Here is a 23,620-nt window from a genome sequence, read left to right on the forward strand (position 1 = left end):
CCATCAGCTCAATGTGTTCGGTTGAGATCGGAAATCAACCACCGACATACGCCAGCGCTGCGAGGTCGGTTGATAGCAACAAATAGGCACCGAAATCGGTGCTATCAATCAGGCGTCGCAGCAAAAGAGCACCGAAGTCCACGTTAGCTCCGGTGCTCAAACGCGTCATCGGCGGTGCCGCATCGCGATATTAAGCAATGCTCGAACAGGCAGCTGCTCAGGAAGGCAGCCTCCGTCTAGTCATTCGCAACATGCCAGCGAACAAACCAGTTGGAATCACTCGAGAGCTCACCAAGTAACTTCTGCTCGAGAGTAGCATCATCGAATTTCCCCTCCTTGCATAAGCGCACAAGCTTAAATGCAACATTAGGGGAAACATCGTGTAACGATTGAAACGCCAAATCGCTAAAAGAGCTCGCTTCCCATCTACGATAGCCTGCAGCAACGCTATCAAGCAATAGTTCACGCACAGCAGAGTCCTCACTAAGCATAACGCTCGAACAGATTGCAGAAACGACGCCACGGTATTGATCGCAGATAGCATTACAAACAATCAGCTGCTCAAGTACTTCTAAAAACGCACGCTGACCGGGGGCTGTAAGGGCATCAAATTTAATACCAAATGTCAGGAACTCTATGTCTGTTGCAAAGCCGGTAGCAACTTTTAGAGCTAAGCATCTTACAGACCATGCACATGAGTCCATTGATATAGGCTCTCTAAATACCGGGTCTTCGGGCCACTCATCCGGAAGTTCAGAAATTAAATCCGTCCAACCGACGGGAAGTGCCTTTCCATCGCGCACGCAACAACATACAAACTTATTTAATACGGACATAGCCTCTCCTGCAGAGCAGGGTGATCCTTGATATGTCGGAAGCCCTTTAAGACAATGCTCCAGCACGCCAGCCAAGGATGCGTTAAATGACTCAGAAGGGACATCATCGAGTGAGCGACATAGCAAAGAAGAGGGACGAATGGAAAACCCTGCGTGAAAATCAGAACGATTATTCGAGTCGAATTGCCTGCGCAATTCATCGATACAAGCCGTTTCCGCATTGCATGCTGGAGATTTGTTGTCTAAATAACAACCCCGCTCAACAGTGGAAAGATGCCCCACTTGTTCTTCGCTCAAAATAGAAAAGCCACAACGCTTCTCAACGCATCCGAAAACGCCAGCAGAGAAATTGTATTTAAGCAGTTCATCAGAATTCGATTTAAGGCTACTGCCCAGTTGATCAACGAGCTCTTTGTCGATTTTGTCTAAATCCATTCCGCCAATAACGTTCGAAACATCAGAAGCGACTGTATATAAATGTTGATCGACAACCTGACAAAGTAGGCTTACAAGCGACTTCTCATCAACCCGCATCTTGATCATGCCGATCGCCTTAATCCATTTTGATTCACATTGCCGAAAATCATCTGCAACGTTTAACGTGTTCCAAGCATCGCAAATAGTATCATCCGAAAAATAAGGCGCACACTCCTTAATGACGACGGAAATCATACTCGGACGATATGCCTGGGCCGTTAAAGTAGTCAGATGCCACAGTTCCTCGGCACACGAGGGGAGATATGACCTTAAACCATCGCTCTTATAAGCAAACCTATTCTCGAAGCCCTTAGCATCCCCCTGAAGAACAAGCAGCTTAATTCCCTCGAGCTCGAGTTCGGGCCGATTGTAAATAGAGGAGTAGTCGATAAGCGAATTAGCAAGCAGGCTGCGAGAATATAAGGCGCTCGATATGCTCCCGCATAATATTGAACTAAATAACAAACACGATATATTCGACATGACGGAAGCAAGGCTAGCGTCATGTCGAATCGTTGTGTAAGGATTAACCGCCCTCGCCTCTCTCGAAGCGTTTAAGACAGCAGTCCCCACCTCCTCTTCGAACTTAAGCGCAAGGGGAATATAGGCTGGAGCGGAGAGCGAATCAATTTGTTTCTGAATTGACCACTAGGTGCCGAATCCATATTCGGAAAGCATGCCAGCGACAGTCCGCTTGTCAATTAAACAATTACCATAAGCCCAACAATCTTTCGATTCTATTGAATCACAAGCAAGTTGAAGTAATTCATAGCACCTGGAATAGCGACCTTCAATAGAAGCATCGAGGGCGTCAAGCCTTAGTGAAAGAGTGTCTCTGGGAATGCCGCTGTCTTTCATAATCTCTAGAATGCCAGCCTTGAATGCACCGACCGAAAAGGGGGTGCCATAAAGTAGCCACTCAACCGCCTTCTCACCAAGAAAGAACAGGTGAGGATTGTCAGACTTTCTCTCAAGCCATTCAGCATGGTAGTTAAATTTTTTTGAAATCAAGGCGACAGAAGCGCCAAAAGCATCAAGAACATCTTCGGGAATAGAGATCGGAGCAATGTCTGCAAAAACTGCCGGCTTACCATCTTCAATTTCAAATCGTCGATTGTGAAACAAATCTACCATCACATTATTAAGCTGATCCATCAGATAAGAAACGAGACCTGAATCACTCGGCAATTCGACATATGTGCACGCATCCATTTCCCTAACATAACGAAACAGAGACTCGATATCCGACGATGTCTCGCCTTCAAGCTTAACGAGAATGAGTGGCTTTCTGAGCTGGATAGCCCGATATAGCTCTTTACTAGTTCCTGGCCTCAATTCTGACCGTATGATTCCAATCACTATATCGCTCTGTACTAAGCGATTAAGATAATAAGACGATGATGGCTCAATGCTCGCATGGGACTCGATTGCGAAGGGTTTAAAGATATCCGATTTCAACAAAGCGCGATTAAGCTCATCCCTCAGCTGCTGCCAGCTAAAATCGCCTTCATCGCTCATCGAAGAGCTAACAAACACCTCAATACGGTCACGATCAATGACCTCGGCGTCCATCTCATTTGCATCCATAGAACCTCCTAATGATTGAGTAGATCCATAGAATAACAAGCGGCGCGGACCAATTGTGCGGACGAGAAATCGGTCGCTACAGCGCTCGATTCAATAGTTTATATCGCCAACGTCTTACAACTGAACTGGCCTGGACCGTTCGATGCGCGCGAAACAGCAAGTCGCCCATTCTCGACCTATTCTCAGTCGCTACTCGCGGAGGGTTGCACCTCATCGCCACTCCCCTTCTTCTTGCGCAGCACCTGCATCGCGTGTTCGCCCAAGATTGCTGTGCACAGCTTCAGCGCCGCAGCCTTAACGGTGTTGAAGAAGTTCTCAAGAAACGGTGCGTTCATGTCGTAGTAGTTCATGTTCCTAAACAGTGCATAAATCGCGAGGAACGTTTGGGCAATGACCGCTACGACAGTCATTGCAAGAGCGTTATACGGAGACTGGGAAATCCAGATCAAGGGCCTTAAGCATAGTTGAGCAAACCATTCTCCGACGAACAGCGATCCATCTTGGGCAGTCTCGATAAACCCATAGGGCAAATAGTTGCGCATGAGGAATTCGATAACAGATAGGTAAAAATCAGAACAGACAAGCGAGGCGACCAATGCAACGCACTCAAGAATAATCAAAACAATTGAAACAGTGAAAACCATGCTAAGAACACCCTTGTTGGGCACACAATCAGCCAAAGCAAACAATACAACACTTAATCCCAAGGAGAAAAATGAATAATAGCAGGGAAGAAGCCAAATGGAGAACCAGTGCAAAAGAAGGACCGCAAGCAATGCTGTCCAGTTCCAAGGCTCAATCAAGCTCCACCGCACCCGCAGCGGGTAAAGGTCACACGCTCTCAAACCTAGCCGATAGCCCAGATACGCGATATGGGGCTTTTTGAATTCAACTACATGAGGTTGCTTGATAGATGGCGAAATAACCCCCTTAGCATCTTTCTTTAATTGCAGCCAGCTCATAGCAGAAGCCCTCTTGGCCGCAGACGCCTCATAGCTCCAGGTAATATAAACAAAGGCACAACCATACAAGACGCAGGCAACAATCAAGAGAAGCAGCATGCCTACCCTATAAGGAAACTCCGAAATTCCACCGGACACGAGTCCGAATAAATACGGATCAAAAGCAAGAAGACCGACACAAAAACGTAGCGGATATCCATAAAGAACAATCCTAAGAGTCTCAAAACACATCTTAAAGACGTCATGCGAGCGCGACTCCTCTCTAGAATCAATGTATCCGAAGTATTTCGCAGATTTGAATAGGTTCATCCCACGCAAAACCGGCGACCCATCATGGCGCCGGACATACTCACTCCAATGTCGCTCAGCTTTAGCCCTAGCGCTCTCATAAAAGCAGGCAATAATGAAGACCAAAACGTATGCAAAGCCCAGAATAAAGGCAAGGTAATGGTCACCGAGAACCGGCTCGCCATTTAACGTGGCACCGTCTGCCCATATAGTCGCACAAACCAAGAAAGCGGCAATTGCCTTGGCAACGACAACAAGCATTGCAACAATTATTGTATGTCGCTCATTACCGCCGCCAAGCAATGGAAGCCTATTTCTGCCTGCACTCTGCGGGTTTGTCTTATCCTCCGCAATGCCCCTAATATCATTGATGAGATAACGCGCTTGGTAGCCACAGATGTCAACGACAAACACAAGCAAGAAGAACCGGAAGAACCACTCTCCAAGAGAATAGCCTCCTCCCAGGGAAGTACCCAACAAAGCCCCACCTAAATAAAAGAAGCTTTTCATTGAATCGCGAGGACGCGTGTACAACAGACGAAGGAATTTACCTCTAAATTGCGAGAAATAGTGACCCGGCCTATTATCCTCAGACACCCCACCACTACTCGCTCGATATTCCTTAGGGACACCATTTACATTAAGGCTTAATATCTCATTAAACGTCAGCCGACTAAAGTCAGTAGCTATGAAATAGCAGTACAAAAGATATATAAGAGCGGACATAACAACCAGCGGCAGTAGAAGCCTGACCCATTTATTATGCACGGTAAGCAGCAATAGCAAAGAAAGCAAAACGCACCCGATGACAAGCGATACAAGCGCAAGTGCAAAATGCACATAGTGCCTACGCGCACCCCTATTAGTTAGGTGATGAATGTTGGCAGTGATTAAGCGAGAGGAAAACCGGTTCCAGCCCAGCGCAATAGTCCTATTGCCTGTTGGCACTATCTCAGAAATCCTCTCTTCAATCATTTCCATATAGTGATAGCGAAACATGCGTTCCTGGCCAATGCTAGAGCCGTAAAATCCCGCTACAAGAATCACACAGGCCGCAATCGTAGCGATTCCCTCATTCTTCCAGGGAATCGTATTTTCATTACCGCCAAATCCGGCCGCAACAGAATACAAAATGGCAAGTGCAGCAATACAGGCAACAAGGACCTGAACAATATGATCCAAAGATACTCTTTGGTCTTCGCGGGCTTCATCAAGCTCAAATAGAAGCCATTCGAGCTCTTCCTGATTGCTGTCTTCTATGGAATCACTCATTATTAACATCCTTATAAGAGAAGAACAACCCATTCGTACTAATACGGTGTGCTAAAGCAAAAAGAGCCCAAATGCTCGGCCCCTACAGGTGAATAATACTGGGGACATTGGTCCTTCACTCAGCAACAATTTAAGAACGTTATTTATCGTTTGCACCCAAAGATCGGTTAACCGGCATGGCAACCCCCAATAAACAATCGACCAAATTGAAAGGTCAACAAGCGGATGTTAACGTCATGCACCAGGCAGTGAACGCCCGAGGTAATAGTACTCCCTGACACTTTTGAGGAGCGCAGAAGTCTAATAATTTTCGTCAAACGGAAGCCTAGTGAGCATGCAGTCAGAGCACACAACTTGTGGTCTATCTAAGTAGTGCTCAAGCTCTGGGAGCGAGTGCGTTGAGCCGGAACAGGACGAACAACGGGATCGAGCGAATCAGGCGCGAGATCAGGAAGAGGACGAGGGTCGTCGGGACCTTCCCGGACGGCAACTGTGCCCTCATACTGGTGACGGCGATGCTGAAGTACATAACGGGGCACGAATGGGGCAAGAGGAGGTGCCTGGACATGTCCAAACTAGAGGAGATGGACGAGCTGAGGGGAAAGGCAGAGGGCTAGAAGAGGTCGGCGCTGAGGCCGGTTAAATCAATTTGCGAAAGATTCTTGACGGTACCGACCTCGCCGCCGAACCTTGGGTGGCATCCATTCTTCTAGAACGAAAGCTATTATCTCGATAAGCGGACGCCAGGGGGCCGTCCTTACTCAACATTTTCGACGTGAACGCGCAAATCATCTAAGCGTCTCTTCGAGACAATCAATAAAGTCTTCATAAGAATCGAATTCAGGTTCAAGTTGCATGAACCTCGAAAAGCTAAGCTCGCGCGTACCACGCAATTCCATTACGGACTCGAACGAAGAGTCGCTCAAATTGCCCTCTGTCCGTGACTCGAAAAGCCAAAAGAATTCGGAGAAAATCTCCTTCGGAGGTACCCCCCCCCGTTTGCCATCTGGTGAGTTCCTTTTCCAACAACCATAAAGGTCCGCAGCCTCAGTGACCTGTGCCGCACGCCGTTTTTCAAGGTAAGAATCAATATCACAAACGATACGTTGAGGATTGCCTACGACAACAGAATTGTCAGGAACATTCTTATTAATAAGAGAGTTCGCGCCGATCACAACGTTGTTGCCAATGGTTACACCCTTTAGGATAGTCGAGTTCATGCCGATAAAAACATTGTTTCCAATCTTTACGCGACCAGCGCTACCAAGAACATCCCCATATATCCCTTTGAAAACGCTCCAGTCGTAGCCATGCGTCAGAATGGTTACTCCGGTAGTAATAGAAACATTGTCCCCAATCTCAATCATCCAAGGTCGGGTCTGATCAATAACACAATTATTCGGTGAGTAAATAACGGTGTTGTTGCCGATGACCATACCATTAGATCGGAGATAATTGACATAATCCTGAGATGAAGCCTTTGGTCCCATCACAATTTTTTTTATCGCTTGTTTAATCCCCATTGTTGGAACTCCTTCCACCTCTATTGCCCCTATGGATTACTTACAATTCGAAGTATTCCTCAGCCTCTTCTTGAACCTGCAAACACTAAGGCATTTACCACAGCGCACACAAGCATCTTCTTCGATCTTGGGATACAGAAACCCGTAACGGTTCGGAACCATGCTAATGGCCCCTTTTGGGCACACGGCAACGCAAGCGCCACAACCACAGCATTCGGAGTCGTCCGCGAACAAAACAGGAATACTCTTTTCCATCATCTGCCGAGCACTCCTTTCAAGAATTTCTTAACAGATCTCTTTGCGAGCCACTTTTTAGATGAAAATTTAACTGAGCGTTGATACTCGCTCTCAAGTACGTCGACACCCTCCTCTAGCCAACGATCCAGTATGATGTCGCGCGCCTTCGGTCGCGACGTAGGGTGCATAAGCTGATCGTTGCCTAGAATAGCCTCCTCGAGTGGGCGTTCCGCCCAAGCAGTCTCTTCCTTTATATAAGGAATGAGCATTTCGGCCTTTTCAGTATTGGCGATAATGACGGAAATCCCGTGCCTAGGATCAAGGCCCGAGGCGTCAACGTCAATCCCCCAGAAGTCACCGATAGTAAAGTCTCCGGGACGTTCTCCACCGGCATAAGGACACCGGTAGCAGCTCTCGCGATAAACGTCGCCAGAAAGAAAACGTCTGTAATAGAACGAAATCTCGGGAGAAAACGGCCTATCCCTCGTAACAAGCCTATGAAAAACAGGGGTAGTAGTAGTAGTAGTACCGCCTCCGCAACCCCAACCTTCTCGCTTGTCGCGAAATCTGACACTATCCAACCGACTGCCAGCGAACTCCCACTTCAGACAATCGCTAAAAAACGATTGGCTCGGAACTCCATGGCAGACGATGTCTACCGTAAGTAGCCCATCCTGTGTCCCGCCTAAAAACGCAAGCAACCCATCCACCTGGCAGGGCGTTCCGCTAAAGAGAACCTCGCGCCCAGCCTTCAGATCATCTCTAACGAGCGACATAGAATCGCCCATGTCGCTCTGAACGTATTTTGATCCTCGAAGGGCTGCGAGACCGTCGAGGCTGTCGACGCGCACGCAGCCAACATGCATACCCTCGTCGAAAGCATGTCCGTACACGGTGCCCCCGTGGGAAAGCGTCATTCTCGCCAGAACGGAAAAAGCCCCACCAGATGAAGAGAGCATGAGTTCGTCCTTGTCCGCATCAACCGCAGCAAGACAGGTCTTATCTAGATTCGTCATACATCAGCCCTCTTGGAAACTCCGAAAACACCGTCAAGGAAAGCCTTGGCCTCGCCGGAGAATTCTTCCTTTTTAGTCCTGACAGAATCCCAATTAATCGGCTCTGCGGCTAAATGCATAGGATCGCAGTCCTCGGAAACGCGCCTGTCGGCAAGGCCGAAGTCAGCTAGCACATCTTTAAGGCGGACCGAGAATTTTGGCGGGTCGAACACAATCATAGGATGCTCAAATAGGAGTGAGAAACAAGTACCATGGAAAGAGTCTGTCACCACATACGACGCATCGCGGAATAAAGCTACCCATTCCTCCGGCTTAGGAAGACAGACACCCTCCAAGCCCTCTGGAGCACGCTTCAAAGGATTGAATGTCACAATACGGGCCCGCATCCCCTCACGTTCAGCAAGCTTACGAGCGAAAGAGCACATCTCCGAATTCTGGTTAAGCATATAGACGAGCACATAGCTCTCAGTCGAGGCTGGGACATGGGTAGCAAGCTCATGCCACAGTTCCGGTCGACAAAGCAACACAGGGTCCTTTAGGGCAATTCCGCGAAGTCCCATATTCTCAAGAATAGAAACACTTGAGCTTTCGCGAACAGAAATTGCACTAAATGGCTCAAGCAGGGACTTGGTGAGAGCGCTCTCCGCTTCATCTAAAGCGGGGCGCCCAAAACTTGCTGAAAAGGATATTTTTTTGCAATCGTCCGGAACGTTCTGAAGGAAATATACTGGATCAATGCCGTTATTACATTCAATATTCCAAGTCTGATCACTACCGACGCAATACACCGCCTTTTTATCAAAGTGTCCACCATTAATAAACGGTGCAGAATCAATCAATCTCAAGTGCTTTTCCACGAAAGAGCGAAAAACCCCTTCAGACTTAATCCATACTGGATATTTAGCAACCAGCATGCAAAGACCTTTAAGAAAGTTCGGATTTCGAAGCTGGCCCCTCCTCCATCCTTTTCTCGTCCACTGGGGACGGCAGTAATCTACAAAGCAAGGGTCACCATAAGGCATCAAAGCATCATTTGTTGCCACCGCTTGTAAAACCGTTCCATAATTGTGAGAATCAATAATTGTCGAAACGATAATCTTAGGACGCATCAGAAAAACTCCTTCAACCTTACCAAGATGAGATCACGATATTTAACAGCGATTATCAGAAGCGCCAGAACCACTGCATATCTCAGAAACGCCAAGTGGTAAAAATAAGAAATCAGAAGTGATGAGACGCAAAAGATAGCGGCGATCGACCAAATCTGAACTCCGTTGAAAACACATGTGTCGTTATTCTTTTTCACTACTCTCTGCGCAAAGAAATAATGGAATAGTGCCAAAGAAATGTAGCAAATCAACGTTGTGTATCCGGCAGCACGATATCCAAATACCGGTATCAATAGATAATTCAAAATTAGATTTAGACCAGCCGCAGAGACAGAGGCAATCGTTGCAAGCCTGGTTTGTTCATAAAAGAACTCAATATTTGAGCAATAACTGTAAATAAACATAAAGAAGACACTTGCAGCAATAACTGGGACTAGACCCATGGCATCAGAATACTCTTTTGGGGCCAAAATGGTGACAATATCAGGAGCCAGAATATCGATTCCTAAGATTACCGCAGCAATAATCAACAGCAGCTTGTAACTCATCGAAGAGATCCGTTTAAAATCGCTTTCATTCAATCTGCGATATAGCCAGGGAACCACGGTTGCAATCAGAGAGTTAGTAAATATGGTCATCAACATTCCTGCTGAGTAAGCAATGCTGTAGATACCCGCATCCCCCGCGCTGCACATTTGTCCAATCATCATCCGATCAGAAGCGCTTAATACCACTTGTGATAAATAATGCGGAAGTAGCGGAATATTGAAGATGAGCGTGAATTTCCAATAAGCCTTGTTAAAGAAGACTTTACCTTTTTTAAGAAGCGAAATTCCAAGTACTACTGCATACAATAGCTCAACAAGAATAAAGCCGCCGATACGCCCCACAACTTTGTTAGGCACCAGAATAAGCAGTGAGACAGCAGCAATCGGACATAACAACCCCATTAAAAGAGAAGCTTTGACCATCTTCCTGTACTCGTAATCAAATTTCATTCGAGATACCCAGATGTCATAAACTGATCTCGAAATAACTTCGATAAAAAGGAAAGCAATCAGATAGACTGGCAAGCCAACCAAGTTTACAACTGATGTTGAAAATGTGACACAAACAAGCAGCCAAATCAAACCAATGACCAAAATAAGACCAAGCAGAGATGAGGTATAGCCCTCCTTATCATCACGAAACTTGATCATTGCATTATTAAAACCACCGTATGTAACGCCGAACGTTACAAGATACGTCGCAACGGACTCCCAGCCCGAATAAATGCTGACAGTGCCATAGTCAGCAACAGACAGAAGGCGTGTAAAGATAGGTAACGTTATGAAGGAAATACCTTTCTGCAGAAAGCTGCAGAAAGTAATCCAAAAAGTTGCGCGTTTAGCCTTTGAAAGGGTTGAATATGACTTACGGAATTGGTCTATTTGCTTAAAACCAATACATCCATTAAATGCCATAAAGAATTCCACCTCCATTTACTTCACCCGGATTTCCATCACGTTCGTTATCGACTGTTAGCGAATTTAAGAAGGCGAGAAATGCAAAAAAATACATATTAATTGTTATTTCAGCAGATCCAAGTATCAAAAAAACATAAATCGCTATTATAAAAGGAAAGCTCCCATAGCGGCACGAATCAGACGATCGCTTGGCTGACGAAAATACTAAGGCAATCAATGTCAGAAGAAACAATAGGCCCACAATGCCAAAATACAGCAGATATTCGAGTAATGCATCCTGCGCATCAGCGGCAAACCAATCAGAACTAATCGCAATAGACTGGCCCAATAAAGCGTAAACGGAATTGTAGCCGTAGCCGAATAAGAAACCCCCTCTAACATATCGAAGAACACGACTATAGACCAACGTGCGTCCGCTTAAAGAAGGGTCCCTATTAAGTGCGTCGGTAATAAAAGATCGAACTGCTTCATTCGAAGTAATAATTTCCGAAAATAGAAGAAGCGAAAGCGCTGAAACCAACGCGACAGTAAGAACCACCGAAGGCTTGTAGACAATCCTGGAAATAGAAGCCCTGAGACAGCAAAACAATCCAAACAGCGTCAATCCGATTGAACCAGTATTGCAGTGAACAAAGCTAGTCATAAAGAGGGAGAACGCGAATCCAGCAAGCATTATTAGCTTGGAAAGGAAGCTCGTGCTTAAACACTCTTGTCGGCAAATAAACATGAGCATTCCGCATGCAAAAATCGATAAATAGCTGACAGAAAACTTCGATCCAACAAGATAATTTAGGCCGTTTTTATAAGCAATCAGGCTGTCTTGGCAGACAGATAGGTACACTAAAATCAAATACAAATAAGAGAGTGCGCAAAAAATCAGGGCCGTCTCAAAGAGACGGTTCTTTGAGCACTGACATTCTAAAAATAAAAACAGAAGTAGCACCTTTAATGCGAACAAAAATGCACCACGAAAGTTATAACCAGAGTTAACCAACGAAGAGAACAGCATCAAGCAGCACATACCCACTACGAACAAGTTAAATCGAAAGAATCGATTGGGAATTGATCGATAGTTAATCAATAGATAAGCGATAACAGGAAGACACATTGCTAACGCGTACGAATTATAGTTAGCGATATACACAACCCTGAGGATGCACGCATGGAATACAATGACAGCAATCACGGGCTCTAACGTTAATTTACGATTTAGAAAACTCACTTCGCTTTCCTCCGAAATACAAACGAATAAGCACTTGGAAACATCGAAGCGATGGCGAACTGCAGCCTTTTGATCGTTGGAATGGACTTGCAATGCTGAATGGATGAATTGAATTTTCTTAATTCTGAACACACTTTTTTAATTTCATTGCAATCAGCATCATATTTAATTAGACAATTCAACTTAGTAAGATATGCAAAACCACAGTAGCCAAAAGCAACATCAACAAGCTCTGGATGATGACGTTTAAAGTAATCAAGTTGAATTAGAGCTGCCTCAATAAATTCCTCATGAAAAGGCACAGCATGAGTGATGCTTCCATCTCTCATGCGATAGTGATAAAAGGAATGTGGCAATGTAACTATGGAACTAGCTAAATCAATAATGCGAAAGGTTGTGTAGCAGTCTTCACAATACTTGCCCACTGGATAGACAATATCGTTAAAGAGGGTTTTCCTATATATTTTATTGCACGCACTAACATCTATACCTCCAAAGCAATTCAACTGCTCTAATGCTTGAGCATTTGAAAGAGAGGCGGTAGTTCTCGGCTTGAGTTCTTTAACGACCACGCCACCGATCTCTTTCACAATTCCAAACACGACGATGTCAGAATCATTCAAATAAGGAACACAACATGCAAATGCATTCAAACTCAGCCAATCATCGCTATCAATGAACGACAAGTACTCGCCTGTCGCGAATCGAATGCCCGTGTTACGGGCATCAGAAAGACCGCCGTTTTCCTTATGAATGACTCGAATTCTCTCATCGGATTTTTCAAGGTCATCACACATCGTAGAAGAGCCATCGGTTGACCCATCATCGACAAGAATGATTTCAATGTCTCCAAATGATTGGTTCGTTAGGCTGCTAACGCATTCTTCTAGATATTCAACAACGTTATAAACTGGGACAACAACACTAATTAAGGGCCTAGAATCCATATAGAGCTCCGTTCAATTATCCAACAGAGAAAATGATGTGCAGACGCAAACAGCTGGCAACAAACGCAGAAACATCACGATGTCGCGCGATTGAGCGATTGTTAAATAAGAGCGAAAAATCACCGTAAATCAACTGCTCGAATAGTTAACGCAATTAGCGCCCAGGGTCGAGCACTATTAGCGATACTTCAAAAGAAGATTTGATAAGCTAGGTCATAGTCCGCACAGAAGCCCCTCGTAAAACTCCATTAAATTTTCTGCATTGGTTTCTGCAGAGTACCCAGCCAAAGCCAATTTATTAGCCGCCCGGTCATCACGCCCCTGGGCAAGAGTGTCGACAAGAGCGGATACCCATTCAGCAGAAGGCCTATCAAGTCCAACGAACCTGCCACTGCCCGTAATATCGCTTTCCTCAGGAACGCCAGTCGATAATACGCACCGAAGCCCTGAAGCCTGCGCCTCAACAGCAGAGACAGGAAGCCCCTCGTACAGCGAAGGCATAAAGAAAGCATCGAACAGTGAGTAGAAACGAGCGACATCAACGCGTACACCCGGCATGATGATGGAATCCCCTACGCCGAGTTCATCCGCGAGGGCCCTGACTCTACCTGTGCCGTCACCAGTCCCCAAAATCACCCACTTTGCAGATGGCAAACAACGCTTCAGCTCGGCAAAAACCCTGACGCCGAACTCAAAGTTCTTTTGCTTAACAAAACGACCGACACTTCCAATAACGGGGTCACTATTGCCAATGCAGAACTCAGCACGCAATGAAGCATTGGATCTATCGTCATATGCAAAATTGCTGAGTACGATTCCATTTTTCATTACAGTAAACGGCTTGTTTCCAAACAGGTATTTACCAGCTTCATCAGAGCACGCCACCCCATCAGTTGCATACCTTTTGCCCCACGCAATCAACGGAGCATTTCGAACACGATGAAGAACGTTGTCAGATGAACTATTCAGATGACTATGTAGGACACGATGTTCGATACCGGCACGCTTAGCCTCCCTGAGAACGCAAAAAGCCGAGTTGGGCATATGACAATGCACGATGTCGTACTCGCGTCCATGCTTAACGAAAAACTCTTCGACTTCTTTAATGAACCGGCCAAGCCCCGCAGAAGCATAAGACACCGTATAGACACGAGAACCGTGTGCAATAAGTTCCTGATCATAAGTGCAGTCACGCAAGGGTTTACCATTCAATGTTGCATGGTGTAGATAATCAAAAACAACACGATGTTCATCAATGCCCAAAGACATGTTATGAACAAATTGAGAAACACCGGCAGAACGGCTTAATGAGGGAACCACTTGGAGAACATGAATTGGAGATGAGGTAATCAAGCTAGTCAACCACCGTAACAATTGCGTCGGCATGAAAACGAGTAGAAACGCATGATTGGGCATTCTTTGAATAATTCCCTATGGAAATCAGCATGATCAATTCCTCCCAATAGGGTAGTTTCAATAGACCTCGAATCGCTTTTTCAGGACCTTGCCTTAGCATTGTATTGAGCGGACAAGAAGCCAAACCTTGCTCTTCAAGAGCCAGCAATAACGCCATTGCAAAAATGCCGCCATCAACAAAACCCTCGTTGCGTTCTTGTGGTCCAAAGTAAACCCGATTATCAACCGTCAACACGACGAGCATTGGAGGCATCGCGTAGCCTCTGAATCCACTTGTAATTCCTAATGTCTTATTGATGAGTTCCTGGTTATTGATAATCCGAACTCTTGTTGGTTGTCGATTGCATGCAGACGGAGCTTTGGTGGCCGTCTCGATAGCATTAATGACCTTTGTCAACGAAACAGGTGTATCAGAATACTCCCTAACAGAATGACGGTTACTTAATAGCTCGTCAACAGAACCTGGAATAATGCCTGCCCCAGCAAAATCATGAGCGATTTTGCAGCTTCCACCGGGATATAAAGGTTTTGAATCCAGTTTAGAAAACAGCTGGTCGCCAATTGCTTGCTTAAACATATGCGTGTATTCAGAACTATACTTATGTCTGTCACGATATTCGATTAGTGCACCCAAGGCGGATTGATAGACCAGGCTATCCGTACTTCCACCCATATCTTCAAAGACATGCATGTAGCGAGAGAGTTCGGCGAGGACCTTCACTCCAAATCCCGCACGAAAGCCCTCGTGGCTCAAACCTTTTTCAAGCTGATGGGTGCAATAAATTATATGAGCTTCTGCTTGCTCTACATATTTGATCTTGTTTCGAGAATAAGACTTCCCGAACCGTACCGCCTGCCGCATTGAAGCAGCGAGCAAACTTGGATAGCCATTAAAAATGGCCCTCGCAACCCCCATGACAGGATCAGGCAAATGATCCTTTAAAGCAGAAACCGATATATTTCCCATCATATTTCCTAAATATCCAAGGCCTTTTCAATAAAAGAAAAGGCTTCATTTCGTTTGAAATTAAGCTGTGCCTGAACCGAATTGGAGTCGTAATCAAGTTCAGAAATCGTCAAATTTCCAAAGTCATCCAACAAATGATTGTCAAGATTAGTCATATTTAATAGGTTTGATATTCTTCCGTTAAAACGACCAGGGCTGATGGCGACAAACTTCTTTCCAAGATTTACGGAATAGGCAGTTCCATGGAACGAGTCCGTAATGACAATTTCGGCGCCAAGGAACAGCGAAAGGAACCTTCCCACGGAAGGACATATAACAGCATTCTCGCCAGAACGCTTCTCATGCACACCGTATGCAATTCGCATAACCTTGAGACCAGTCTTCTTGGCGACCTTTTGCACATAAGAATCGAACTCAGCATTACGGTTCAGCTGATAAACCAGAATATAGGGTTCCGGAGAAAACCAACCATCCGCAATTGCTTCCCAATCATCACGATTCAACATGAGCGTGGGATCGATAACAGGCACGGCTCCATGGACACCGATAGAATCAAGAAGGTCAGCCGCCTCTTGCTCACGAACAGAGATACAAGAGTAAGAGGAGAGGGCCTTTCTCATCAGCTCAGCTTCCCAATCCTCGAGCACGGCCTTGCCGATGCTCGCAGCATAGGCAATCTTCTTTTTCCCCTCGGGAGCAAAGGAAAGATAAAAAGCACGGTCAAAACCATTATTCCAAATGCTATTCCAGACTTGGTCACTACCAGTGCAGTAGATATCTGCTGCCGGAGGATTCGCGTCCAACTCATCTGCGGAATAGTATGAACACTTAGTCAACGCAAGCTTAGAATGCCTAAACTCATCAAGGGGGGCGCGCCTCCTTGCAACCATGCGAGAAACAGGTATTTTTGCAATCTGCTTGACGCCAGGGACCTTAAATATAGGCATCTTCTTTACGAGCTGACCGTTAAGCGCACGATCCACTTCGTTTTCGGGAATTGCATCCTTACGGTAGTAATCAATTATTTCGGCATCCGCTCCCACACGAGCCAAAACAACCTGAGTTGCATAGGTCTGCAGGCAGGAACCATAGTTCGGCGAGTTATGGAGTGTTATAACTCCGACTTTTCGAGACATGCACAAACCTACTTTCTGAGTAATTTCTTATAAACAAATGAGCGAAGTCCGTTAGGCATGGCGCAAACAACGGCATGCGGAACAAATGAGGCAATAAAATCAACAGGGCTAAACCAGCCAGTACGCAATTGGGCAAACTTGAACTTCCAAATATGCGGTAGATACGAAGGGCCGCCTCTGCGAGCATAGAAATCGGAGCTCACGCGCATCGCCACAAGTGGTTCAGGTAAGTTATCTGCACGGCAGCCACTGGCTAGCATCCTGTTAAATAAATCCCAATCTTCGAAATAAAGATATTCAGAGCTGTAATTCCCAGCCTCCAGCACCTTAGATTTTTTAAACGTCATAGGTGGGTGGCGGAAAGGATTTCGACGCTTGGAGCAAGCGAGAATATTGTCTAGTCCCTTGGGCAAATTCGTTGAAGCGATTGGCGTCTCAGGAGAGTCAATAAACTCGACGACATCGCTACCAACCATATCGAGCCCACTTTCAATAGCGGCAAGCTGCTTCTCCATACGGTCATGACGCGCCACGTCATCGGTGTCCATACGCGCAACAATTTCATTAGAACAGGAGAGCACGCCCTTATGGAGAGCATATCCTAGTCCATGGTTCTCGCTGTAGGAGACAAATTTGAACAGATCGGGCCACTGCGAGTTATATTCGAAAAGTACCGACTCGAGTTCAGTGGTCAAGGGACCGTCCTTAACCATCACAATCTCGGTCGGAGGCACGGTCTGGGCGAGCATACTGTCGAGGGCCTGACGTAGAAACGTAGGGTTTTCTTTTTTGTAAATACTCATTAATACGCTATAAGCGGTCGTGGCGACTGAAGTGGTCATCTATCGCCCCGTCCTCTTCTTGCCGAACATGGCGCCAAAGGTGCCAGTAAAGCACTTCCAATCCATGCGAAAGCAGCGGTTGCGCACGTAATGAAGTTCAATTTTTTGACGCAGACCGCTCTCGAACGTCGCAGCATTGCGGTCGGTTGCCTGCCATAAACCCGTGATGCCGGGCTGGACAGAAAGCAACTCAGCCTTTTCCTCGTCCGAAAAGTGCTGCTCAAGTTCGTCTCTTGTAATGGGACGCGGTCCGATGACGGAAAGGTCACCGTTCAGCACGTTCAGGAACTGCGGCATCTCGTCAATTGAGCACTTACGGATGAATTGACCGACCTTGGTAATACGGGGATCATCGTCGACCTTACGCTCGACTTCCCACTGATGCAGCTGCTCGGGGCTCAAGTACTTATGAACATCGCCAGCATCTGTAACCATACTGCGAAGCTTGAAGATCTTGATTGTCTTTCCACCCTTGCCAATGCGCTCTTGTGCATACATAGGGCTACCGGACGATTCAAGCCTAATGAGTGCACACACCGCAGCAACAGGAATTAGCAGCAGAACACTCATCAAAAGACTGAACACAAGGTCAAACAGCCTCTTAACAATGCGATACCCAAGCGTGCCGCTCGGCTTTATCTGATCGAAAAGCAGTGCGTCCCCCATAGATGCACGGCTCTCTGTCATTTCTTTATTAGCAGTCACGATAAAACTTACGTCCCTGTCCCCAGGAACCCCCCCCCATCCACGAATTCAAAAAACGAATGAATTGCCGGTGCAACGTCTCCCTTACGTTTTGATGGGAACGTCGAGCGGAAGCACTTCCCTAAAGCTGGAATCGCCTTCGCCTACGTCCACCAAGCACCAGCGTTTACGACGGTCGATCTTGTGCACACGGGCCTCTTGCCCCACCAAGGGCCCCTGTTCTATGTGCAGCACACCGTCTTCTATGCGCGCCACGCTGTTGCGCACCACGTCGTCGTCGTCGAGCACGCTGCGGTACCAGTCCTGTGCATCGTCCGGCATGGGCGCATAGGCCCGCTCCCTGCTGCCAGCAATGCGGCAGCCAAAACTCAACTGGGCCAAAGCCCTATCGAGCGCAGCGGCATCGTGCGTGGCGACGAAGAAGTATTCCTTGTACATGGGTTTGGTTTGGAGCGACCATGCGCCGTCCCGCTTAAACCAGAACTCCTTTTGCATCACAAAAGCGTTCTGCATCAGCTCGTGTGGGATAATACGGCGCACCTTTTCGCAGGTCTCGCGCTCTTTGCCGTTGGGGGTGTGGACCAGATACCAGCGGACGCGGCCGTGCTGGCTGTTGGTGGTGGCGCCGTTAAATGCGCCCGGCAGCTTCTCTTGGCGCCGTGCCGTCTGTTCCATGTTCTCGCCCCCTCTTTTGGATTTGCGATGCACGCAAATGCAAGGGCGTTTAGAACAGGCTTCTCGCTCGCAGCTAGGCGCAGTCGCAAAAGTACAGGTTTTTGTATCTTTCGGCATTGCTCATTATACGAGCAAACTGCTCACGTTTTCCCAGATTACACAAATTGCAGCGCGAACGGACACATCTCCATGCGCCTCTACAAAAACCTGTACCTTTTTGCACAACAAAAAAAGCCGCCCTAACCAGCGGCTTTTCTTCTATAGATAACAAAAAAGGCGACCGCCCGCGAGGACGATCGCCTTTGTTAATTCTTGTATGGTTTGTGCTAGGCGCGAGTCTTGATCTCCTCGGTCACCTTGGCAACAAACTCGTCGACGCTCATCTGAACGGTCTCGTTGGAGCGATCGCGAACGGAGATGTTGCCGGCCTCGACCTCCTTCTCGCCCAGGATGAGCATGTAGGGCACGCGGTCGATGCTGCGGGCCTCGCGGATCTTGTAGCCGATCTTCTCGTCGCGGTCGTCGCAGACCACGCGAATACCGGCCTCCTCCAGCTTGGCGCACACCTCGTGAGCGTAGTCGCGGCTCTTCTCGGAGACAGGAAGTGCCTTGACCTGCACGGGAGCCAGCCAAGTGGGGAACTTGCCCGCAAAGTGCTCGATCAGAATACCAATGAAGCGCTCGATGGAGCCAAAGCACACGCGGTGCAGCATGATGGGGCGCTTCTTGGTGCCGTCGGCGTCCACGTACTCAAGATCAAAGTTGAGCGGCATCTGGAAGTCGAGCTGCACGGTACCGCACTGCCAGGTACGTCCGAGCGAGTCCTCCAGGTGGAAGTCGATCTTGGGGCCGTAGAAGGCGCCGTCGCCCTCGTTGACCTCGTAGTCCATACCCAGCTTCTCCAGAGCGGTGCGCAGGCCCTCCTCAGCGCGCGCCCAGTCCTCGTCCGAACCCATGGAGTCCTCGGGGCGGGTGGAAAGCTCGACATGATACTTAAAGCCAAACTTCTGGTACACGGAGTCGATGAGGTTGACAACGCCCACGATCTCGTCGGTCAGCTGGTCGGGACGCACAAACAAGTGGGCGTCGTCCTGGTTAAAGCAGCGCACGCGGAACAGGCCGTGCAGGGCGCCGCGAAGCTCGTGACGGTGCACCAGGCCAATCTCGCCGGCGCGAATGGGCAGCTCGCGATAGGAGTGCGGCTTGGAGGCGTACACCAGCACGCCGCCCGGGCAGTTCATGGGCTTAATGCAATACTCTTCGTCGTCGATGACGGTGGAGTACATGTTGTCCTTGTAGTGGTCCCAGTGGCCCGAGGTCTTCCACAGCTGTTTGTTCATGATGAGCGGCGTGGAGATCTCCACGTAGCCGGCCTTGTGGTGGATCTCGCGCCAGTAGTCCAGCAGCGTGTTCTTAAGGATCATGCCGTTGGGCAGGAAGAACGGGAAGCCGGGGGCCTCGTCGCGCATCATAAAGAGGTCCATCTCGCGACCGATCTTGCGGTGGTCGCGCTTCTTGGCCTCCTCCAGCATGTGCATGTGCTCGTCGAGCTCTTCCTTGGTGGCAAAGGCGACACCGTTGATGCGGGTGAGCATCTTGTTGTCCTTGTCGCCCTTCCAGTAAGCGCCCGAGACGCCGGTGAGCTTAAAGGCCTTCAGCGCCTTGGTGTAGCAGATGTGGGGGCCGACGCACATGTCGATGTAGTCGCCCTGCTGGTAGAAGGTGATACGGGCGTCATCGTCCAGGTCGCCGATGTGCTCGACCTTGTACTTCTCGCCGCGCTCCTCCATAAGGGCGATGGCCTCGGCGCGGGGCTTCTCGTACACGGAGAACTTGAGGTTCTCCTTGACGATCTTCTTCATCTCGGCCTCGATCGCGGGGAAGTCGTCCTCGCTGATCTTGACGCCCTCGGGCAGGTCGACGTCGTAGTAGAAGCCGTTGTCGGTCGCGGGACCGTAGGCAAAGTCGGCCTCGGGGTACAGGCGCTTGATGGCCTGCGCCATGATGTGCGCGGCGGAGTGGCGGATGACGTGCGTGACCTCGTCCTGCGGGAGCTCGGCCACCGAACCGTCATTGTAGAGTGCCTTCATGGGTATGTTTTCTCCTCTCGGATGCCTGATGCAAGTGCGTGCGATGCGCTCGGCGTTTTAACTTGCATCATTATAGGCAGGTTGCCTTGGTATACAAGCGCCCGCCGCACCTTAATGGCACGGCGGGCGATTTTCTACGCATGCTTCATCGTGTGGGGGCGGAGTGTGGGGCGCGCGTGGCTTGCGGCGCCCGTGGCTTGCGGCCGACCCGACGATGGATGCGTTACTGGATGCGAGTTCGGCAGTAGGGGCAGACCTTCCAGTGCGCATCGAGCGGGCGATGGCAGCTGGGGCATACGTTGCGAACCTGGGTGTCGCACACCGGGCAGACGACGAAGTCCTTCTCGATGGGCGCGCCGCACTGCGGGCAGGTGCCATACTGGGCAAGCTGGCGCTCACGCAGGGCCATGTCCAGCTCCTGCTCCTCGCGGTCGGACGCGTAGGAGTGCGGGCGCAGGACCAGGTAGGCAATGAGGCCCACAAACGGGATGAGGGCGATGATGCCCCATGCCACGTAGGCGCTGGCGCCGCGGCGGCGAGCGTCGATGAACACATAGACGACCGACAGCACATACAGGGCGATGATAAAGCCAACGAAGGCATAGACGACACCCATAAGCTGCGGCGACATGAGCTCGGAGATGTACTTGGACATTACGGATACCTTTCGGAATATTAACCGTCCGGTCAAGTTTACCACGAGGTTTGTTTATATGGGACCACGGCTAGGGGCGGGGCTGGCGCGGACACAAACATCTCAATCTGTAACAGGTGGGAGCGGAATCCGGGTCTAGGTGTTACAGATCGAGACACAGGGGTCCCTCCCCGACTTCAATCTCGATCTGTAACATCTTGGGCCCCAAAACCCCTCTTACTGTTACAGATCAAGACAAATGAAAACGTCCTGGCCGAATGTCTCAATCTGTAACAGATACTCGGCAAAAACAGGTCTAACTGTTACAGATTAAGACATTCGAAATCGACTGATAGGTTCATCTAAATCTGTAACATCTAGACCCCAAAACAGTCCCCAGATATTACAGATCGAGACAGAAGAATCTCTCCCTGACTTTGAATCTCAATCTGTAACACATAGGACCGATTTCCCCCTTTTACTGTTACAAATCAAGACGAACGGAGGGTCCGTCTGGCAAACGTCTCGATCTGTAACATCTGGAACCCAAATCCTCGTCTAACTGTTACAGATCGAGACGAACGGTTGCCGTAGTTGTCGGCGGACGAGATTGTCGACGTTGCCGAGTCTCCCCTCGCCTACCGTTGGCGGGTATTGCGGGGCTGTTCGCCGCATTGCCGCCGCACTGGGAGTGTGCAGACCGTAGGATAGTCCTATTGACAGCCTGTCAACTTGTCTGGGAGGCACTGTGACGGAAACGTTTGATATCGCGATTGTGGGCGCGGGCATCACCGGATGCGCCATCGCGCGGCAGCTCGCGCGCTATGACCTGTCCATCTGCGTGGTCGAGGCGGCTAACGATATTGCGCTGGGCGCGTCGAAGGCCAACGGCGGCCTGGTGCACGCCGGCTACGATCCGGCGCCGGGCACAGTTAAGGCGCAGGTCAACACCCGTGGCTGCGAGTTGTACGGTACGTGGGCGCAGGAGCTGGGCTTCCTGTTCCGACGCACCGGGTCGATGGTGTTGGGCTTTAACGACGAGGACCGCGCGCATCTGGAGCAGCTGCGCAGCAACGGCCTTGTCAACGGTGTTCCCGAGCTGTCGATCGTCGGACCCGACCGCATCCACGAATTAGAGCCGCGTGCCAGTGCCGATGCAACGTGCGCGTTGTGGTGCCCCTCGACTGGGTTTGTCGACCCGTTTGAGGTTGCCATCGCCGCGCTGGAGAACGCCGTGGCCAACGGGGTAACATTTATGCGGTCTGCGCCGGTGGAAGCGATTGAGGTTGCTGGCGGCGAGGCTACCGACGGGACTGTGCGCTTTACGCTGGCAACGCCCGCTGGAGACGTGCACTGCCGTTACCTGATCAACGCCGCAGGCAACGGAGCCGCGGACATCTCGCATATGGCCGGTGCCGAGGAGTTTCAGATGGTCTGGCGCCAGGGCAACATCGTGGTGCTGGACAAGGAACCGCGTGCACTCATGCCGCTCTACCCCGTTCCCACGCCGGTGTCCAAGGGCGTTATCGTCACGGGTACCGTACACGGCAACACCGTGATTACCGCGACGGCTGCCGTGCGCGAGCCAGGCGACACGCAGACCTACGCGACCGATGTCAACGCGCTCCTGACCGGTGCGCACAAGCTGGTGCCCGATCTGGACACGCGTCGCGTGGTGCGCGCGTTTGCCGGCGGTCGACCGGTCATTAAGGGAACGAACGACTTCTTTATTGGGCAGTCGGCCGTGGTGCCGGGGCTGTTCCAGGCGGCAGGTATTCAGTCGCCGGGCGTGGCGAGCGCGCCGGCCATTGCCGAGCGCATGGAGCGCGTGATGCGCGAGGCGGGCGTTGCTTTGCGCGAAAGGGCCGATTGGGACCCGATTCGCCGCGCGCCGGACGACTTTGACCGCGTGCCGCTTGCGCGCAAGGAAGAGCTCATTGAATCCGACCCCGCTTGGGGGCAAATCGTCTGCCGCTGCGAAACGGTGCCCGAGGCCGAGATTGTTGCCGCGATCCGACGCCACCCGGGCGCGGTTTCGGTCGAGGGCGTCAAGCGCCGCTGCCGCGCCGGCATGGGTCGGTGCCAGAGCGGCTTTTGCCAGAGCCGCGTGGTAGCGATCCTGGCGCGCGAACTGGGCTGCGACCCCAGCGAGGTGTTGTTGGAGGATGCCGGATCTTGGCTGGTCCAGGGACCGCTGAAGGGGGTACGCTAGG

At 49.5% G+C, this 23,620-nt stretch carries 19 protein-coding genes and 1 pseudogene; 2 read left to right on the forward strand and 18 right to left on the reverse strand.

Annotated features, from left to right (window positions below; translation table 11 throughout):
* Nucleotides 1-236 precede the first annotated feature (236 nt).
* The 3 genes from DW899_RS10465 to DW899_RS05865 all read right to left on the reverse strand — a co-directional run bounded on the left by DW899_RS10465 (nucleotide 237) and on the right by DW899_RS05865 (nucleotide 5,422).
* A complete protein-coding gene (locus DW899_RS10465; protein WP_147349728.1) occupies nucleotides 237-1,508 on the reverse strand; it encodes a hypothetical protein in 1,272 nt (423 codons plus the stop codon).
* Nucleotides 1,509-1,961: 453 nt separating this feature from the next.
* A complete protein-coding gene (locus tag DW899_RS05860; protein WP_117800300.1) occupies nucleotides 1,962-2,900 on the reverse strand; it encodes a hypothetical protein in 939 nt (312 codons plus the stop codon).
* Nucleotides 2,901-3,082: 182 nt separating this feature from the next.
* A complete protein-coding gene (locus DW899_RS05865) occupies nucleotides 3,083-5,422 on the reverse strand; it encodes a hypothetical protein (RefSeq protein WP_117800301.1) in 2,340 nt (779 codons plus the stop codon).
* A gap of 404 nt (nucleotides 5,423-5,826) precedes the next feature.
* On the opposite strand from DW899_RS05865, the pseudogene DW899_RS05870 reads away from it, so the two are divergent.
* Nucleotides 5,827-6,039 (forward strand): annotated as a pseudogene (locus tag DW899_RS05870) (transposase); the annotation flags it as partial.
* A 171-nt stretch (nucleotides 6,040-6,210) separates the two neighbouring features.
* Here the strand turns inward: DW899_RS05870 and DW899_RS05875 are convergent.
* The 15 genes from DW899_RS05875 to DW899_RS05940 all read right to left on the reverse strand — a co-directional run bounded on the left by DW899_RS05875 (nucleotide 6,211) and on the right by DW899_RS05940 (nucleotide 21,428).
* Nucleotides 6,211-6,945 (reverse strand): DapH/DapD/GlmU-related protein, encoded by a 735-nt coding sequence (locus tag DW899_RS05875; RefSeq protein ID WP_117800303.1) that lies wholly within the window; start codon nucleotides 6,943-6,945, stop codon nucleotides 6,211-6,213.
* Between the two features lie 36 nt (nucleotides 6,946-6,981).
* Nucleotides 6,982-7,203: a 4Fe-4S binding protein gene (locus DW899_RS10885; protein WP_117800304.1), complete on the reverse strand. Its 222-nt coding sequence runs from the start codon at nucleotides 7,201-7,203 to the stop codon at nucleotides 6,982-6,984.
* Nucleotides 7,200-8,198 carry a Coenzyme F420 hydrogenase/dehydrogenase, beta subunit C-terminal domain gene (locus tag DW899_RS05885; RefSeq protein ID WP_117800305.1) on the reverse strand — a complete coding sequence of 333 codons (999 nt, stop codon included), beginning with the start codon at nucleotides 8,196-8,198 and terminating at the stop codon, nucleotides 7,200-7,202. Before DW899_RS05885 ends, DW899_RS10885 begins: the two co-directional genes overlap by 4 nt.
* Nucleotides 8,195-9,307, reverse strand: a complete 1,113-nt coding sequence (locus tag DW899_RS05890; RefSeq protein WP_117800306.1) for a polysaccharide pyruvyl transferase family protein — start codon at nucleotides 9,305-9,307, stop codon at nucleotides 8,195-8,197. The genes DW899_RS05885 and DW899_RS05890 overlap by 4 nt, the downstream gene beginning before the upstream one ends.
* Nucleotides 9,307-10,770 carry a lipopolysaccharide biosynthesis protein gene (locus DW899_RS05895; protein WP_158556518.1) on the reverse strand — a complete coding sequence of 488 codons (1,464 nt, stop codon included), beginning with the start codon at nucleotides 10,768-10,770 and terminating at the stop codon, nucleotides 9,307-9,309. The genes DW899_RS05890 and DW899_RS05895 overlap by 1 nt, the downstream gene beginning before the upstream one ends.
* Nucleotides 10,760-11,782, reverse strand: a complete 1,023-nt coding sequence (locus DW899_RS10470) for an O-antigen ligase family protein (protein ID WP_369832243.1) — start codon at nucleotides 11,780-11,782, stop codon at nucleotides 10,760-10,762. The genes DW899_RS05895 and DW899_RS10470 overlap by 11 nt, the downstream gene beginning before the upstream one ends.
* A 209-nt stretch (nucleotides 11,783-11,991) precedes the next feature.
* The gene (locus DW899_RS05900; protein ID WP_117800307.1) at nucleotides 11,992-12,942 is read right to left on the reverse strand and encodes a glycosyltransferase family 2 protein; all 951 of its coding nucleotides are present in this window, start codon (nucleotides 12,940-12,942) and stop codon (nucleotides 11,992-11,994) included.
* Nucleotides 12,943-13,155: 213 nt separating this feature from the next.
* Complete coding sequence (locus DW899_RS05905) at nucleotides 13,156-14,295, reverse strand: glycosyltransferase (RefSeq protein ID WP_199570277.1); 1,140 nt, start codon at nucleotides 14,293-14,295, stop codon at nucleotides 13,156-13,158.
* Nucleotide 14,296: 1 nt separating this feature from the next.
* On the reverse strand, nucleotides 14,297-15,289 hold the full coding sequence (locus DW899_RS05910) for a nitroreductase family protein (protein WP_158566580.1): 993 nt from the start codon (nucleotides 15,287-15,289) through the stop codon (nucleotides 14,297-14,299).
* Nucleotides 15,290-15,333: 44 nt separating this feature from the next.
* Nucleotides 15,334-16,461, reverse strand: a complete 1,128-nt coding sequence (locus DW899_RS05915) for a polysaccharide pyruvyl transferase family protein (protein ID WP_117800310.1) — start codon at nucleotides 16,459-16,461, stop codon at nucleotides 15,334-15,336.
* Between the two features lie 8 nt (nucleotides 16,462-16,469).
* Nucleotides 16,470-17,303: a glycosyltransferase gene (locus DW899_RS05920; protein WP_117800311.1), complete on the reverse strand. Its 834-nt coding sequence runs from the start codon at nucleotides 17,301-17,303 to the stop codon at nucleotides 16,470-16,472.
* Complete coding sequence (locus DW899_RS05925) at nucleotides 17,304-17,969, reverse strand: sugar transferase (protein ID WP_233539921.1); 666 nt, start codon at nucleotides 17,967-17,969, stop codon at nucleotides 17,304-17,306.
* 123 nt (nucleotides 17,970-18,092) lie between these two features.
* The gene (locus DW899_RS05930; protein ID WP_117758989.1) at nucleotides 18,093-18,683 is read right to left on the reverse strand and encodes a hypothetical protein; all 591 of its coding nucleotides are present in this window, start codon (nucleotides 18,681-18,683) and stop codon (nucleotides 18,093-18,095) included.
* Between the two features lie 326 nt (nucleotides 18,684-19,009).
* A complete protein-coding gene (gene thrS / locus DW899_RS05935) occupies nucleotides 19,010-20,773 on the reverse strand; it encodes a threonine--tRNA ligase (RefSeq protein WP_055251577.1) in 1,764 nt (587 codons plus the stop codon).
* Nucleotides 20,774-20,996: 223 nt separating this feature from the next.
* Nucleotides 20,997-21,428, reverse strand: coding sequence for a zinc ribbon domain-containing protein (locus tag DW899_RS05940; RefSeq protein ID WP_055251579.1), 432 nt, complete (start codon nucleotides 21,426-21,428; stop codon nucleotides 20,997-20,999).
* A 727-nt stretch (nucleotides 21,429-22,155) separates the two neighbouring features.
* On the opposite strand from DW899_RS05940, the gene DW899_RS05945 reads away from it, so the two are divergent.
* Nucleotides 22,156-23,619 (forward strand): NAD(P)/FAD-dependent oxidoreductase, encoded by a 1,464-nt coding sequence (locus DW899_RS05945; RefSeq protein WP_117800313.1) that lies wholly within the window; start codon nucleotides 22,156-22,158, stop codon nucleotides 23,617-23,619.
* Nucleotide 23,620 lies beyond the last annotated feature (1 nt).

Source organism: Collinsella sp. AM41-2BH, from assembly GCF_003468085.1.
Taxonomy (GTDB): domain Bacteria; phylum Actinomycetota; class Coriobacteriia; order Coriobacteriales; family Coriobacteriaceae; genus Collinsella.

Coding starts and splice junctions, on each gene's coding strand:
- DW899_RS10465 (WP_147349728.1), bottom strand. CDS start 1,508: ATGATTTCCGTCGTCATTAAGGAGTGTGCGCCTTATTTTTCGGATGAT.
- DW899_RS05860 (WP_117800300.1), bottom strand. CDS start 2,900: ATGGATGCAAATGAGATGGACGCCGAGGTCATTGATCGTGACCGTATT.
- DW899_RS05865 (WP_117800301.1), bottom strand. CDS start 5,422: ATGAGTGATTCCATAGAAGACAGCAATCAGGAAGAGCTCGAATGGCTT.
- DW899_RS05875 (WP_117800303.1), bottom strand. CDS start 6,945: ATGGGGATTAAACAAGCGATAAAAAAAATTGTGATGGGACCAAAGGCT.
- DW899_RS10885 (WP_117800304.1), bottom strand. CDS start 7,203: ATGATGGAAAAGAGTATTCCTGTTTTGTTCGCGGACGACTCCGAATGC.
- DW899_RS05885 (WP_117800305.1), bottom strand. CDS start 8,198: ATGACGAATCTAGATAAGACCTGTCTTGCTGCGGTTGATGCGGACAAG.
- DW899_RS05890 (WP_117800306.1), bottom strand. CDS start 9,307: ATGCGTCCTAAGATTATCGTTTCGACAATTATTGATTCTCACAATTAT.
- DW899_RS05895 (WP_158556518.1), bottom strand. CDS start 10,770: ATGGCATTTAATGGATGTATTGGTTTTAAGCAAATAGACCAATTCCGT.
- DW899_RS10470 (WP_369832243.1), bottom strand. CDS start 11,782: ATGCTGTTCTCTTCGTTGGTTAACTCTGGTTATAACTTTCGTGGTGCA.
- DW899_RS05900 (WP_117800307.1), bottom strand. CDS start 12,942: ATGGATTCTAGGCCCTTAATTAGTGTTGTTGTCCCAGTTTATAACGTT.
- DW899_RS05915 (WP_117800310.1), bottom strand. CDS start 16,461: ATGTCTCGAAAAGTCGGAGTTATAACACTCCATAACTCGCCGAACTAT.
- DW899_RS05920 (WP_117800311.1), bottom strand. CDS start 17,303: ATGACCACTTCAGTCGCCACGACCGCTTATAGCGTATTAATGAGTATT.
- DW899_RS05925 (WP_233539921.1), bottom strand. CDS start 17,969: ATGGGGGACGCACTGCTTTTCGATCAGATAAAGCCGAGCGGCACGCTT.
- DW899_RS05930 (WP_117758989.1), bottom strand. CDS start 18,683: ATGGAACAGACGGCACGGCGCCAAGAGAAGCTGCCGGGCGCATTTAAC.
- thrS (WP_055251577.1), bottom strand. CDS start 20,773: ATGAAGGCACTCTACAATGACGGTTCGGTGGCCGAGCTCCCGCAGGAC.
- DW899_RS05940 (WP_055251579.1), bottom strand. CDS start 21,428: ATGTCCAAGTACATCTCCGAGCTCATGTCGCCGCAGCTTATGGGTGTC.